Raw genomic sequence first — 14,218 nt, 5'->3', positions numbered from 1 at the left:
CGATCAAACGAATGATTAAAACGATCAAATTGGGGACGATGCGCGCACGCGCGAGCGTGCGCGGCCGCGTGGCGCGGCTTGAAGGATAAAGCGAAGGGAACGGCGCTGCCGTCGGGGCGGCGCGCGGCGGTGTGGATTGGGGTGTGGCGGGGTTTTAGCGGCGCTTGCTGGCAGTTATCGGCAGATATCGGCGTGGATCGGCGCGGTTCCCCGCTCAAGGCCGATTCACGGCGACCGCGTCAGGGCGCGAACACACCGCGCGGCGCGACGAGGCGCGCAGCCGGATCGGCGTCGGCGCTGGTGAGCACGTTCGCCTGCGCGCCGCTCGCGCGCTCCAGCAGTTGCAGCAGCCTGGCGATGCGCAGCCGCTGGCTGACGACGAGGTCGTGCGTCTGCTCCAGCGTCTGCAAGCGCTTGCGGCAGTATTCGGGGTCGATGCCATGCGTCGCGCTGCCTGCCGCCGCGGAACTGAGGAATTGCAACATGCGCTCGACGTGATCGAGTTGCGCATCGGCGAGTCGCGCGGGCAGCAAGCCGCTCGCTTGCGCTGCCGTTTTCGTTGCCGTTTTTTTTGCCGCTTGCGTTGCCGTCTGCGTTGCCGCTTTCGTTGTCTGCGTCGGTCCTTTCGGCGGTTTCCGAGGGGTCTCGCTCGTGCTCATGGTTGCCTTTGATCGTCCTGGTCGTGCGTTCCGGCGCGGCCGGATCAGCGCCGATGCGGGCCGTTTCCCCGGGCCCGCCGTATCGGCGTCGCGCGGCTTGCGCCCGGCCCGGCGCAATGCCCCGAACACGGCTGGAAACCGGCGCTAAACCGGCTATTTGTCGTACAACAATATCCCGTAATGTTTGGTAGGCTTGACCGTCCGTCTCACGAGCATCCGCTGACTGAGATCAATGCCAGATCCCAACTCGATCGCCCTGACACGCCGCCCTTTTCAGCCGTGAACGCACCACCCGCCCCGGGCGAACTCGCCCGCGAACCTGTCAGCAGCAACGGCGCCGTCCTCGCGACGAGCCGTTTCGACACGCACGCGCACGCGCGCGGCGAGCAGTTGCTCGCGTGGCGCGAGCGCGTCGGGCACGTGGTGGACGTGGTGCCGTCGAACCGCCAGCTCGAAGCCGGCTTTCGCGGCGAGATCGACCGCTACGCGACGGGCGCGTTCTCGTTTACCGACTGCACGACCGACACGCTGGTCATGGAGCGCACGGTCGCGCGCGTCTCCACCGACCGGCGGCGCGACTACGCCTTCCATCTCTACGTGCAGGGCGACGCGGGCCTCACCACCGGCATGCGCCGAAAACGCAGCGCCGACGAATCGGCCACGCGCATCGTCGCCATCGACATGAATCAGCCGTTCCACGTCGTGCGGCCCGCCTGCCGCGTGCTGAGCCTGTTCGTGCCGCAGGAAATCGTCGACGCCGATCTGCCGTATGCCGAGTCGATTCACGGCCTCGGCATCGCGCCGCAGACGCCGATGGCGCAACTGAGCCTCGCCCACGCGCTCTCGCTCGCCGACACCCTGCCGCAACTCGACGCCGCGCAGGCCACCGAAGCCATGCAGGTCGCCGCGCAGCTGCTGGTGTCCGCGTATCGCGGCGAGGCGCGCCTCAGCGAGCGCGGACGCGCCGCCGCGCAGGCCGCCGTGATGGCCCAGGTGCGCCGTTACGTCGATGCGAACCTGCATCAGGGCGATCTCACGCCGAGCGCGGTGGTCGCGGCGCTGCAACTGAAGCGCGCGACGATCTATCGCTGGTTCGAGCAGGAAGGCGGGCTGGGCGCGTATATCCGCCATCGCCGTCTGCGCGAGGCCGCCGACGAGCTGGTGCGCTTTCCGCATCTGCTCGTGACGGAGATCGCGTATGGGCTGGGGTTCAATAGCGCGTCGGATTTCACGCGCGCGTTCCGGCGCGCGTTCGGCATGAGCCCGCTCGACATGCGCGCGCGGGTGGTGGAGTTGCGGCGCGCGGAGGCTTGAGGGGCGCGGGCGGGCGACGGCGGCACTTGCGCGCCGGGCGCATTTACAATCGTCGCGCTCCCGCATCTCACGCACTTCTCACGCACCTATTCATGACCAATTCGACACGACTCGCCCCGGTGCGCCGCCTCGCGCTGGCGCTCGCGGCCGGCTGCGCGCTGGGCGGCGCGGCTCAGCCGGCGTCCGCCGCGCAAGCGGCCACAACGATCAAGATCGACGACACCACACGCGCGCAGATCACGCGCATCGACGGCACGCACGTACGCGTGCGCATCCTGCCCGACGGCGCGACGCAGACGCTGGAAGTAAAGGCAGTCGACGAAGACGGCCATTTCGGCATCGAAAGCGCCGACTACAACTTCGACGGCCATCGCGACCTGTCCTTCGCAGCCACGCTCGGCCAGGTCAACCGCGAATACCAGATTTTTCTCTACGACGACGCCCAGCGCCGCTTCGAGCCGCTGCGCATGGCTTCGGAAAAAGGTCCGAACGGCAACTGCGACGGCCTGTTGAACATCTCGCCTGACCCGAAAACCCACGTGCTGAACAGTTCGTGCCGCGGCGGCCCGATGTGGTACACCGACGCCTGGCGCTATCGCGCCGATGGACGTCTCTATCTGTACCAGGCGGACGCGCCCTTGCCCGACGAAGTCAACGCGCTGTTCGGCTTGCCCGAGGACAGCGGGCCCGACTCGATCCTGATCACTTACGACGAAACCGGCCACGTCGTCGCGCGGGAGGCGCAGGTCTACGGCGGCGGCAAGGCCACGATGAAGGTGAAGGTCGCGCGCCTGCCCTTGCACGAGCGCGCGCAAGACACGCCGACGAAGCGCTACGTGGTGGCCGGCGACATCCTCGACGTGCTAGACGTCAGCGACGACGGCAGCTGGCTCAAGGTGCGTTACACCCGTCCACGCGGCAACCCGCAAGCGCGCGCGGTGACGGGCTGGGTCGCGGTCAGCGAAGCGGCCGCGACGCCCTGAGAGCGCAAAGGCGCGGCGTCACCCGCCCGCGCCTTCGCGCTTCAATTCAAACCAGCAAATCCTCGTAAAACGCGCCGTACGGTTTCGTCGGATGCGCGATCTGGATTTCGAGGATCCACAGGCCGGTGTTCGGGCACGCATCGAAGTCGCCGAGATCGCCGGCGCGATAAATCGCGTGCGGAAAGTCCGAGACGCGATGGCCCTTGATGTCGAGATTCAGACGCCAGCCCAGCGCCTGTGCGCGCTCCTCGGCGAACGCATAGAGCGCCGTGCCCGCCGAACCCGTCGTGCGCCAGTGCTGCTCGACTTCGTCGAACAGCGTTTTCGCGGCGGCGGCGCACGCCTGCATCTCAGCATCGTCGCCGACGACGAAGGTCGCGCCCGAGTCGCCCTCGTGCGCGTCCCAGACCACGCCGAGATCGAGAAAGAAGATGTCGTTGGCCTGGAGCACCGGATCGCCCACCGAGCGCTCCTTGAAAATGCGCAGCGTGTTCTCCCCGAAGCGCACGATGGTCGGATGCCAGATGCGGTCCATGCCCAGTGCTTTCATCTCTGCGGTGCACAGCGCCACCGCCTCCGACTCGCGCATGCCCGGCACGATGCGCGGCGCCACGCGCTCGATCACTTCCCAGGTGCGCTCGCGCGCCGCCTGCATCCGCTCCTTCACATACTTGCTGCCTACCGCTTCTTTCGGGCTCGTTGCCGTGCTCACCGTGGTCTCTCCGCTTCGATATATCTTTTCGAATATATCGCGCGATGCGGCGCATGTCCATCGCATGGGCGGCATCGCGCGCGCAGAGCGCCCGGGTTCAGCGAGCGAAATCAGCGGGCAAAATACATGTCGTGCAGTTCGTCGACGTTCACGTCCTGCGCGCGCGCCTCGAAGGTGACCTTGCCGCCCTGCATCAGATAGACCTGATCGGCGAGCCGCAGCGCCATATGCGTGTTCTGCTCGACGAGCACGATGGTGCGCCCCGCCGCCTTGAGCCGTTCGAGAATCGCGAACACTTCCTGCACCATCACGGGCGCGAGGCCCAGCGAAGGCTCGTCGATCAGCATCAGTTGCGGCGACGACATCAGCCCGCGCCCGAGCGCGAGCATCTGCGCCTGGCCGCCCGAGAGCGTGCCCGCAGGCAGCGCGCGGCGCTCCTTGAGCAGCGGAAACAGCCCGTAGACTTCTTCGAGCTGCTGCGCCGCGCCCGCGCGCCGCGACTTCGCGAACGCGCCCAGCATGAGGTTTTCCTCGATCGACATGTCGCGAAAAATCATGCGCCCTTCCGGCACCATCGCGATGCCGCGCTGGGCCATGTCCCACGTCGGCACGCCCGCGAGCGGCGCGCCGTCGAACACGATTTCGCCGTGCGCGAGCGGCACGAGCCCCATGATCGCGCGCAGCAGCGTGGTCTTGCCCGCGCCGTTCGGCCCGACGATCGTCGTCACCTCGCCCTTCGCGATCGCGAGCGAGACGTCCCAGAGCACGTTGATCGCGCCATAGCCCGCGCGCGCGTGGCGAATTTCCAGCATCTCAGGCATGAGCGGCCTCCCCCGTATAACTGCGCACGACTTCAGGATCGCGGAACACCTCGGCGGGCGGACCGTCGGCGATCAGCTTGCCGAAATTGAGCACCGCCACGCGGCGGCACAGGTTCATCACGGTTTCGATGTCGTGCTCGATAATCAGGATGCCTACACGATAGCGTTCGTGCACGTCGATCAGCGTCTTCATGAAGCGCCGCTTGGTGGCCGTCTCCAGGCCGCCGAGCACTTCGTCGAGCAGCAGCAGTTTCGGTCCGGTCGCCAGCGCCTTCGCCACTTCGAGCGCCTTCAGTTCGGTGAGCGCGAGTTCGGTCGCGGCGTCGCGCTGCGCCTTGCCCGCGAGCCCCATGAAGTCGAGGATCTCGTCGATGCGCGCCTCGTCCACGCGGCCCGCGCCGAAGCGTTGCGCGACGATCAGGTTCTCGCGCACCGTGAGTTCGTGCAGCGGCTGCGGCACCTGGAACGTGCGTCCGATGCCGAGTCGCGCGCGCCGGTACAGCGGCGTCTTGAGCAGGTCGATGCCCTCGAAGCGGATCGCACCGCTCGTGGGCCGCACGAGTCCCGAGATCGCGTTGAACAGCGTGGTCTTGCCAGCACCGTTCGGGCCGACGAGGCCCACCACGTCGTGTGTGCCGAGCGTGAGCGAGACGCCGCTCACGGCCGTGAGTCCGCCGAAGCGGATCGACACGTCCTTCAATTCCAGTTCAGCCTGCTGCATGAGCACCTCGTCCGGTCCGTTTGAAGCGCAGCGCGGTCAGCCCCGCGGGACTCACGATGATCATCGCCACCAGCAGCATGCCGAGCACGATCTGATGGCCCGTCGGCAAGAGGCTCTTGAGCACGAGCTGATCGATCAGATAGACCGACACCGCGCCCACCAGCGGCCCGAGTATCGTGCGATAGCCGCCGCAGATCGCCGCGATGATCGGCACCACGGCCCAGCTCGCGTTGAACGCGTAGTCGGGTTCGAGAAAGTTGATGTAGTGCGCGTTGAACGCGCCGACGAGGCCCGTCATGAGCGCGGAGAGCATCAGCATCGCGAGCTTGAGGATCACGCTGTTGACGCCGACCACGCGCGTGGCGTCCTCCGATTCGTGCATCGCGCGCAGCGCGAGCCCGACGTTCGAGCCGCGCAGCTTCGCGTAGAGCAGCGCGAAAACCAGCACGAGCGTGAGGATCACGACATAGCCGCCGCTCTTGCTGCCGAAGTCCACGCCCAGCAGTGTCGGCAACGCCGGAATGCTGGAGAGGCCGCTCGCGCCGCCCGTGAGTCCCGACCACTCCGTCGCGACGATGCGGAAGATCTGCGCATACGCGAGAATCGCCAGCGCGAAATACGGGCCTTTCAGGCGCAGCGCGGGCGCCATCGCGAGCGAGGCGACGCTCGCGCCCACGCCGCCCGCGAGCATCGCGGGAAACACGGGCCAGCCCGCCTTCATCGTGAGCAGCGCGGAGATGTACGAGCCCACGCCGAAGAACGCGCTGTGCCCGAAGCTCACCATGCCGCCGAGATTGCCGAGCAGCGCCCACGCGAGCGCGACGCCCGCGATCGTCAGCGAGGCGACCGCGAGACTCATCAGATAGAGGTTCTGGCCGAGCGCGAGCGGCACCGCCGCGTAGAGCACGACGAGCGTGACGGCGAGCACGGCGATGCGCTGCGCGGACCAGCCCGGCTTCGCGCGCGCGGCGACGTTGGCCGCCACGCCGGGGTTGTTGGTGGTGGTGTTCATTGCAATTGCCCCTTTATCCCCGTCTTTTCGCCACGCCGAACAGGCCGTTGGGCAGCACGTACAGCACGACCAGGAACAGCAGCATGCCCGCCAGTTCCTGCAGCGCCGAACTCGCGAGCGTGACCGTGAGCGCCTCCGCCACGCCGAGCAGCAGCGCGCCCGCGAGCACGCCGGGAATCGAGCCCACGCCGGCCAGCACGGTGATGATGAAGGCCTTCACCGTCAACGCCTCGCCGATGGCGGGCTGCACCGCGCTCGACGCATAGATCGACACGCCCGCGCACGACGCCAGCACGCCCGCGACGACGAACGACACGAGTTCCACCTTGCGCGGATCGATGCCCATCAGGCGCGCCGCGTCGCGGTTGCTCGAAATCGCCCGCACCGCGCGCCCGTACCACGAGCGCGTCAGCCACCACCAGAGCGCGAGCATCAGCAGCACGCTGATGCCGAACGACAGCACCTCGCTGCGCATCGACAGCAGATTGCCGAGCATCACGCTGTCCTGGAGCCAGGCGTCGTTGGTCGAGCGCACGTCGGCGCCCCAGCCCAGCAGCACGGCGTTGGTCAGCACGATGCCGATGCCGTAGGTGAGGATCAGCGAATTCAGCTCGCGGTCGCGCTTGATGCGGCTGACCAGATACCACGCGAGCGCGGCCGCCGCGCACACCACCGGAATCGCCACAGGAATCGCGAACACCGGATTGATGCCGAGGCGCGTCTCGAACGTGTAGGCGATATACGCGGCCAGCAGCACGAGTTCGCCGTGCGCGAGATTGATGATGCGCATCGAGCCGAACACCAGCGCGAGCCCGAGCGCGACGAGCGCATACGCGCCGCCCACGAGCACGCCCGAATACAGCGACTGCAACACGAGTTCGCTCATCGCGATCTCCCTTTCGATAACAGCACACGAAGCGCGATGCGCGCGCTCACCACGGCAGCGCCGGATAATTGAGCTTGCCGGTCGCGCGTTCCTTCGGCCACACGAGCACGATGCGGTCGCCCTGGATCTGCGCCATGTTGTTGACGAACGACGGATTGTCGCCGTTGGCCGCGAAACTGACCTTGCCGATCAGCGTGTCCTGCGGCTTCGCGCGCAATTCGGCGGCGATGCCGTCCTTCTTGAGCGTGCCCGCGTCGGCGGCGCGCGCCATCGCGTTGAACAGCAGCACCGACTGCACGAACGCGAATTCGGCCACGTAATCGGGCTCTTTCTTGTACGCGGCCACGTAGGCATCGACGAAGGCCTTGCCCTCGGCCGAGCCGAACTGCGCCGGATGCGGCAGCATCGCGCAGCCGATCACGTTGTTGACGAGGTCCGGGAATTCGCCGGCCATCTTCGGCGTGGCGAGCGACCACGCGCCCATCACCGCTTTCAGCTGCGGCTTGAGCACCTTGGCCGCGCGCAGGATGCCGATGTAATCGTTCTCGTAGCCGATCATCAGCATCACGTCGGGCTTGTCCTGCAGGCGGATCTTGTTGACGAGCGGCTTGAAGTCCGTCATCGACGGCTCGAACATGTGCAGCGTCACTTTCACGCCCTGCGCGCGCAGCTTCGTGGCAACGTCGTTGCTCACGTCGGCAGTCGCCTGCTTGGTCGAAGCGACGATGGACACCGACTTCGCGCCCATCGCGTCGAGCTGCCCGAGCATCGCCTTCGAATAGCCCGACGCGGGCCCGACGCGGAAGAAGCGCTTGAGCCCGCGCGAGGTGATGCCGCTGTCCACGGCGCCCGAGGTGATGTAGACGAGACCGGCCTTGTCGGCGGCCTCCGAGGCGGGGCTGACCGAGTTCGAGCCGTAGCCGCCCGTGATCGCGAGCACGCCTTGCGAGGCGAGCTTTTCGACGGCGGAGACGGCCTTGGCGGGCTGCGCCTCGTCGTCGAGCACGGTGAGCGCGACCTTGTGCTTGCCCGTGCCGCCGAGCTTGCCGCTGTTGAACAGATCGGCGGCCACCTTGATACCTTCGAGCTGCGCCGTGCCCGCGCGCGCCATCGAACCGGTGAGCGGCAATTCGACGCCCACCGGCAGGACTTCCGCGAACGCGGCGGGCGTGGCGCCCAGCAGCGTGAGCGCGCTGACGCTCAGGTTGACGAAAAAGCGGATCGCGGCGCCCGACCCGGCGCGCCGCTGGCGAGAAGCGTTGTGTGCAGTGCTGCGATCCATCGTGCCTCCAAACCGGCTTTTATGGTTTCATGCGCGCCCTGTGCGTGGGCGCGTCGGTCGTTGCGCGTCGTGATGGTTGTAGTGCGCGCTTTTTTTATTTCGGATACCCGATTACTTTTTATCGGTGACGATTCACCACGGCACGCCCGGATACGCGGGCTTCGCGGTCGCCACCTGCTGCGGCCAGACCAGCGCGAGCTTGCCGTCGCGCGCGAACTGGCCCATGTGCGCGACGTAGTGCGGGTTGTCGCCGCGCGCATCGAAACTCACCTTGCCGAGGAAGGTGTCGTCGCGCTGCGTGGCGCGCAGCGTATCGGCAAGACCGCCCTTGTCGAGCGTGCCGGCCTTCTGCGCCTGCGCGATCGCGTCGAACAAAACCTGCGCGTAGACGAACGAGGTCTGCGACTGATAGTTCGATACGGTCTTGAAGAGGCGCTGATACGTCTCCGAGAAATCGCGCTGATCCGCCGAGCGGTAATCGGCCGGCGACGCCAGCACCGTCGCGCCATACACGTTGGGCACGAGATCGGGGAACGACTGCGCCATCTTCGGGCTCGCGAAAGCCCACGGCGCAGCAATCGCCTTGAGGTCGGGCTTGAGCACGCGCGCGGCGCGCAGAATGCCCACGTAGTCGTTCTCGTAGCCGAGCATCGCGAGCGCGTCGGGCTTGTCCTGCAGCTTGACCTTGTTGATGAGCGGCTTGAAGTCGCTGATCGACGGATCGTAGGCGTGCAGATACGTCTTCACGCCCTTCGCCTTGAGCGCGGCATCGAGCTGGCGCGCGAGATCGCTGGTGGCGTCTTTCGTCGAATAGAGAATGGCCACCGACTTCACGCCGAGCGAGTCGAACAGGCCCGTCATGCCCTTCGTGTAGCCCGGCGTGTTGCTCACGCGAAAGAAGTTCTTGAGGCCGCGCGTGACCATGTCGTCGCTGGTGCCGCCCGAGGTCACGTAGACGATGCCCGCCTTGCTCGCCGCTTCGGACGCCGGGCCCGCGCAATTCGAATTGGCCGCGCCCGCAATGGCCACCACATGCTGCGAGGCGAGCTGCTCGACGGCGGCGACGGCCTTGGCGGGATTCGATTCGTCGTCGACGGCGACCAGCGTGATCTTGTCTTGCGGATGGCGGCGGTTGTAGAGGTCGGCGGCCACCTGGATGCCGCGATACATCTCCGTGCCGGCTTGCGCGAGCGGACCGGTCAGCGGCAACTCGACGCCCACTTTCCATTCGGCGGCCTGCGCGGCAGCGGACGCGAACGCGCCGCCGAGCGCCAGGGCGAGCGCACAGCACAGCGCGCGTGCGCGCGGACGCCCGGCGTTCTGGCCGCGGGTTAGCGGCGCGATGGGCCGCTTGATGATGCGAGTCATGTCTCCTCCGTGGCCTTCAGGCTTTTTACGAGGTCTTTCTTGTCTGCCTCGAACAATGATTCGGATGACGAATCAATTGACCGCGATCGGTATCCGGCTGACGCGCCTTGGCGCTGTCGCGGGTCGATCGGACTTATCGGGCAGGTGCCAGTGTGGGTGACTGCCCGAAAGCTAACAATTTGTTTTCGGAGAAGCCAGCGTTCGGCGCGGTGGAAGTCGGCATTTGTCCCTATGCTCGCGCTGGGAGAGCGCGCTCGGGACGGTCTACGGGAAAACCCGCGCCGTGGTGGCGCTTACTCGCTCAGGGCTCGTGCGGACGCCACGCCGAAAACGTGACCGGCCGCTTCGGATCGGCGTTGCTCACGGTGGCGGGATCGGCGATCAGCGCGTCGCCGTCGGGCTTGTCGTTCAGACGCCAGGCCTGCGAGATCTCCTTGTGAAAGATCCAGTCCTGACGCTTCGGATCGAAGCGGAACGTGATGTAGTCGGTCCAGTGCGCGCCGCACGCCACTTCGTTCTGCACCGTGAAGTAACGATCCTTGATGACGAGGCCGTCGGCGCTGTCGTTGAAGGGATCGCACTGGCCGCCGTCGTCGGCGCGCATGATGACGACGTCGTTGCGCGCCGCCAGCCGGTAATGACCGTCAGGCTTCTGGACGAAGATCAGCAGCGGACGCGGCGTCGGTTGCTCGCGCGAATCGCCCGCGCCGTGCACGGCGACGAGATAGTCGGTACGCGGCGAATCGGTGAGCTGGCCGGCCGCATAGGTGATCACGGTCTCGCCCTTCGGCAACTGGCGCGCGATCTCGTCGGGCAACGGCGGTGCGGCGCTCGCGGACGACTCCTGCGCCTGCGCGGCGGCGTGCAACAGACTGGCCGAAACCAGCAGCGACAGGGCGGTAATACGTTTCAACGGACGGCCTCGGAATGCGTGGAGGCATGCAGGGTAACACCGGATTGTGTCGGCCAGGGCGCGAGTCGGGGACGGAACGCCACCGGTGAATCGCGTCGTCGGCATGCCCGCCGTCCAGACGGATGCCGTTCGATACTTGCATACGCAACTGTTCCGCCGTGGCAGCGGCGCGGGCGCTGCGTTTGCGGTGTTCATCGCGATGCAATCGCACCGCGCCTGATCGATGCGTGGCCCGGCATTTCGGTTCCGGCAATGAACTGATTCGCCAAGCGGAACAAAGCGTCCCGCCGCGCGGCGACGCCTGGCGTATACCCCCAAGCCGGCGCGCGAGGCCCACGCCCAGCGGGCGATTTCCCGTTTCGAATCAACGCGGCGAGGCCTGAAAAAAAAGGCGTAAAAAAATCGCCGAGCGAATAAGCGCGTAAATCTCGGGTTTTTTTCGGGTTGCCTCACCTGGAAGGCGCTTCTAGAATCAGAGCGGATTTCGAGCGCGTCTTCGCCATCGGCGCGAAACCGCTCTGCGCAGCCCGCGCTCGCTCGCGTGGCGCGAGACAAAGACTTCAGGAGGACGACACATGAACACCGCGCACGATGCGCAGCAGCCTGGCCGCAACGCGCAGGCGCACGACGCCGACGCAGGCCTGGGCCTACGCACGTTTCGCACGTATTCCACGTGTCGCCGCCCGGATGACGAAGCCTGCCTCGCGCCGACGCGCGCGATGACGCTCGCGCTGCGCCGCCCTTGCGCCCAGGCCCGGCCATGACGCGCCAGTCGCACTCGTCCGGCGTCTTCGATGCGGCGCGCTGCGCCTCTACGTGCTCCAGCACGTCGCGCGCCGCTTTGCCCGGTTCAACAGGTTCGCCCGACAAGCCCGAACGCAGCCGTCACGAGCGCCCGCGTTCGCGCCTCGCGCCGCTCGGCGCGCTCCATGCGGAGGCAAACACCATGAACGACACGCTCACCCGCGCGGCGCAGTCCGTGCTGGCCGATCTCTGCACGCCGCAATTCGTGCGCGGCGTTGAAACGACGCATGACCGCCGCGCCGGTCACGCGCTCTGGCGCCAGCTCGACGAACGCGGCCTGCTCGACGCGCTCGTGCCGCGCGCGCAAGGCGGCGCGGACCTGCCGCTCGCCGCCGCCGCCGGCGTGCTGTTCGCGTTCGGCCAGCATGCGCTGCCGCTGCCCGCCGCGCACACGATGATCGCGCGCCATCTGCTCGCGGCGGCGCGCCTCGACGCGCCACGCGGCCCGATCGCGCTGGCTATCGCCGACGCCTCGCAGTGCACGGCCTTCGTGCCCTACGGACAGGTCGCCGACGCCGTCGTGGTCGAAAACGCCCAGGGCGTCTGGCTCGTCCCGCTCGACACCGCGCGCGTGGAGAAGCACGGCGACGGGCTCGACGCCACCGTCTGCTTCAGCACGCGCTCGGCGCGCGCGCTGCCCGCGTGCAGCATCGCCGAACTGGGCGCGATGATCACGGCCGCCACGATGGCGGGCGCGATGCAGCGCGTGCTCGACGTGACCACCGCGTGGGTGCGCGAGAGCACGCCGTCGTCCGCCGCCCAGGCCGCGCGCGACGCCACCCAACGCCAGCTCGACGCCATCGCCGGACACGTCGCCGCCACGCGCGCCGCCGCGCAGCAGGGCTGCGCCGCGCATCGCAGCGGCGAGCAGCGCCTCGCAAGCGCGATCGCCAAGGCGCGCGCGAGCCGCGCCGCGCCGCTGGTCGCCAACGGCGCGCATGGCCTCGCCGGCGCGCTCGGCATCGTGCCCGCGTTCGATCTGCAATTGTTTACGCGGCGGCTGCACGCGCAGCGTCTGCAATTCGGCTCGGAAACGTTCTGGGACGAAATCGTCTGCACGCACACGCAAGGCCGCTCGCAAGGGATCGCCGAAGACACGAGCGGGATTTTCGATGCGTTGGATGAGGTGGCGACGGCGGCGCATTAGGGGGCTCGCTGGTACGCGCCGTCGGGCTTATTTCGTTTCGCGCCGCGCTTGCGGCTCACGCAGCCGTTCGGTGTCCCAGACGCCAAGCGCGATTGCCCGCTGAAGCATGGCGAGGGTCAGCGGCTCGCGCTTGTCGTATTGCGGGATACCCCAGCGCCGATGCAACCAGTTCGTCAAAATGGAAAACGGCCAGATCGGCAGCCCTTCCATTTCGAAGTAGCGATGAAAATCGAAGTCCCCGGGCTCGACATGAAAGCGCTTCGAAAATGCGTCCATGAAATCGTCGGCATCGTCGCCCGTCACGCCGAGATCGCCTTCGAGCGCATCGGAAGCCTTTAATGGCTTTTTCGGAGACCAGCCGATCTCGCCGCGCACGAACGCTTCCAGCTCAGCCGAAACTTCCCGCGGTTGCATCGTTGATTCGATCCTCTGGATTGACAAGCTGGTTATAGTGAACAAGCGTAAGCACAGCAATTTTGACGACATCATAGGTGGTCATCGACCAGCCGATCAGGGGCGTCCATCGGCCAACGAATACGCCAAGATTATTGACCATGCGAAAGCGCAACTTCAGGATTGACGCATTCGTGAGCGTAGGCAGGATGTTCCGCTCGAAGTCGTAATCGAGCAACGCACGGCTCACGCGGGATGCGATGGACGTTCCTTTTGTGGCGCCACCGAATTTTCCGCGAGTCGGCAGTACCGGCTGGCCCGCGAGTATCGCGATGACCGCCGCAATGTCCTCCACGCCTAACGCCTTGCAGGTTTCCTCGACCATCACGCAGAAAAAGAGCGCCTGTGGCGTCAGGTGATCGTGTTCTTCGTAACGGTAAACGGCCGCGGGTAACCCTGGCGCATTCGCTATGAGGTGCTCGTATTCATTCATCGCAGAACCCCGAATTCGACACGTCAAGCACCGGCCGTATTCTGCTTGACGTCGATTAGCGCGGTCACGGTTCCCTGACTGCCACCCGTTGCGCTTTGCACGACGTACTCCTGCTGCATGCGTGCAAACGACAGCGCAACGTGCTCTAACGCGAAGCCGTTTCCAGCCGCAGGCTCGACGCGCGTCACAATGACGTCGAACATCGTGATCTTCAGATATTCGAGCGGCAAACCTCCTGCTTTGCGCAAGGTTAGCCAAACCCTGGGAATGTGTTTGCCCTGAAAACAATGGCTCGCCAGATTCGGGCTTGCGCGGTCGATCAAATGCGTGAATTGCAGATCCGAGACCGAGGCTTTAGCCGCACCGCCTCCCGAACCCGATTGCATACTCGATAGCTGCGTTACGCTCCAGCTCCAACCTAGAAGCTCGATTTCGTCGGGATGCGTCGCGTCCTGCGACTCGCCAGCAATGCCATCGATCTTGATAAACATATCTGCCATGACGCCTCCAGCCTCGCTCGTGGGATTTTCAGCATAGTCGTGATCGAGCGAGAAGTTTGAAAAGAAGCGTCAAGGTTCAGGCGTCGATTTCACGCATCTAGGCCGTGGTGTCTGCATGAACGAAAAAGCCGCCACATGAGCGGCGGCTTCTTTCAACACATCAACGGGAGACGCTCACAAGGTTTGATCGATGCATCGACAAACTCCCGG

Annotated in this window: 16 protein-coding genes; 4 read left to right on the top strand and 12 right to left on the bottom strand. The window is 66.2% G+C overall.

Annotated features, from left to right (window positions below; all coding sequences use genetic code 11):
• Window positions 1-239: 239 nt before the first annotated feature.
• Window positions 240-533 carry a hypothetical protein gene (locus U4Y88_RS16760; protein WP_321785160.1) on the bottom strand — a complete coding sequence of 98 codons (294 nt, stop codon included), beginning with the start codon at window positions 531-533 and terminating at the stop codon, window positions 240-242.
• A gap of 405 nt (window positions 534-938) precedes the next feature.
• Here U4Y88_RS16760 and U4Y88_RS16755 point away from each other — a divergent pair, with 405 nt between their 5' ends.
• The gene (locus tag U4Y88_RS16755; RefSeq protein WP_310633748.1) at window positions 939-1,973 is read left to right on the top strand and encodes a helix-turn-helix transcriptional regulator; all 1,035 of its coding nucleotides are present in this window, start codon (window positions 939-941) and stop codon (window positions 1,971-1,973) included.
• A gap of 92 nt (window positions 1,974-2,065) precedes the next feature.
• Window positions 2,066-2,956 carry an XAC2610-related protein gene (locus U4Y88_RS16750; RefSeq protein ID WP_321785158.1) on the top strand — a complete coding sequence of 297 codons (891 nt, stop codon included), beginning with the start codon at window positions 2,066-2,068 and terminating at the stop codon, window positions 2,954-2,956.
• 46 nt (window positions 2,957-3,002) lie between these two features.
• Here the strand turns inward: U4Y88_RS16750 and U4Y88_RS16745 are convergent, their stop codons facing one another.
• The 8 genes from U4Y88_RS16745 to U4Y88_RS16710 all read right to left on the bottom strand — a co-directional run bounded on the left by U4Y88_RS16745 (window position 3,003) and on the right by U4Y88_RS16710 (window position 10,671).
• Window positions 3,003-3,668 carry a M24 family metallopeptidase gene (locus tag U4Y88_RS16745; RefSeq protein WP_224008837.1) on the bottom strand — a complete coding sequence of 222 codons (666 nt, stop codon included), beginning with the start codon at window positions 3,666-3,668 and terminating at the stop codon, window positions 3,003-3,005.
• Window positions 3,669-3,778: 110 nt separating this feature from the next.
• Entirely contained in the window at window positions 3,779-4,480 is a 702-nt protein-coding gene (locus U4Y88_RS16740) for an ABC transporter ATP-binding protein (protein WP_224009061.1), read from the bottom strand.
• A gap of 1 nt (window position 4,481) precedes the next feature.
• Window positions 4,482-5,210: an ABC transporter ATP-binding protein gene (locus tag U4Y88_RS16735; protein WP_310633752.1), complete on the bottom strand. Its 729-nt coding sequence runs from the start codon at window positions 5,208-5,210 to the stop codon at window positions 4,482-4,484.
• Complete coding sequence (locus U4Y88_RS16730; protein WP_321785156.1) at window positions 5,197-6,222, bottom strand: branched-chain amino acid ABC transporter permease; 1,026 nt, start codon at window positions 6,220-6,222, stop codon at window positions 5,197-5,199. The genes U4Y88_RS16735 and U4Y88_RS16730 overlap by 14 nt, the downstream gene beginning before the upstream one ends.
• A gap of 13 nt (window positions 6,223-6,235) precedes the next feature.
• Complete coding sequence (locus U4Y88_RS16725) at window positions 6,236-7,108, bottom strand: branched-chain amino acid ABC transporter permease (RefSeq protein WP_224008842.1); 873 nt, start codon at window positions 7,106-7,108, stop codon at window positions 6,236-6,238.
• A 46-nt stretch (window positions 7,109-7,154) separates the two neighbouring features.
• Complete coding sequence (locus tag U4Y88_RS16720) at window positions 7,155-8,390, bottom strand: ABC transporter substrate-binding protein (RefSeq protein ID WP_310631942.1); 1,236 nt, start codon at window positions 8,388-8,390, stop codon at window positions 7,155-7,157.
• A 132-nt stretch (window positions 8,391-8,522) separates the two neighbouring features.
• Window positions 8,523-9,758, bottom strand: coding sequence for an ABC transporter substrate-binding protein (locus tag U4Y88_RS16715; RefSeq protein WP_321785154.1), 1,236 nt, complete (start codon window positions 9,756-9,758; stop codon window positions 8,523-8,525).
• A 301-nt stretch (window positions 9,759-10,059) separates the two neighbouring features.
• Complete coding sequence (locus tag U4Y88_RS16710) at window positions 10,060-10,671, bottom strand: hypothetical protein (RefSeq protein ID WP_321785152.1); 612 nt, start codon at window positions 10,669-10,671, stop codon at window positions 10,060-10,062.
• A 575-nt stretch (window positions 10,672-11,246) separates the two neighbouring features.
• On the opposite strand from U4Y88_RS16710, the gene U4Y88_RS16705 reads away from it, so the two are divergent.
• Both U4Y88_RS16705 and U4Y88_RS16700 read left to right on the top strand, forming a co-directional pair.
• Entirely contained in the window at window positions 11,247-11,435 is a 189-nt protein-coding gene (locus U4Y88_RS16705) for a hypothetical protein (protein WP_321785150.1), read from the top strand.
• A 182-nt stretch (window positions 11,436-11,617) separates the two neighbouring features.
• Complete coding sequence (locus U4Y88_RS16700; protein WP_321785148.1) at window positions 11,618-12,622, top strand: acyl-CoA dehydrogenase family protein; 1,005 nt, start codon at window positions 11,618-11,620, stop codon at window positions 12,620-12,622.
• Window positions 12,623-12,649: 27 nt separating this feature from the next.
• On the opposite strand, the gene U4Y88_RS16695 is transcribed toward U4Y88_RS16700, so the two are convergent.
• Genes U4Y88_RS16695 through U4Y88_RS16685 form a run of 3 tightly spaced genes read right to left on the bottom strand, consistent with a single transcriptional unit; the run spans window position 12,650 to window position 14,008 of the window.
• Window positions 12,650-12,997 (bottom strand): DUF1493 family protein, encoded by a 348-nt coding sequence (locus tag U4Y88_RS16695; protein WP_321785146.1) that lies wholly within the window; start codon window positions 12,995-12,997, stop codon window positions 12,650-12,652.
• Window positions 12,998-13,010: 13 nt separating this feature from the next.
• Window positions 13,011-13,508, bottom strand: coding sequence for an STM2901 family protein (locus U4Y88_RS16690; RefSeq protein ID WP_321785143.1), 498 nt, complete (start codon window positions 13,506-13,508; stop codon window positions 13,011-13,013).
• 23 nt (window positions 13,509-13,531) lie between these two features.
• Window positions 13,532-14,008, bottom strand: coding sequence for a type VI secretion system tube protein Hcp (locus tag U4Y88_RS16685; RefSeq protein ID WP_321785142.1), 477 nt, complete (start codon window positions 14,006-14,008; stop codon window positions 13,532-13,534).
• Window positions 14,009-14,218: the final 210 nt, after the last annotated feature.

It is taken from the genome of Paraburkholderia sp. J94, from assembly GCF_905220285.1.
GTDB classification, from domain to species: domain Bacteria; phylum Pseudomonadota; class Gammaproteobacteria; order Burkholderiales; family Burkholderiaceae; genus Paraburkholderia; species Paraburkholderia tropica_A.
This window is presented reverse-complemented; position numbering and strand designations above follow the sequence as displayed.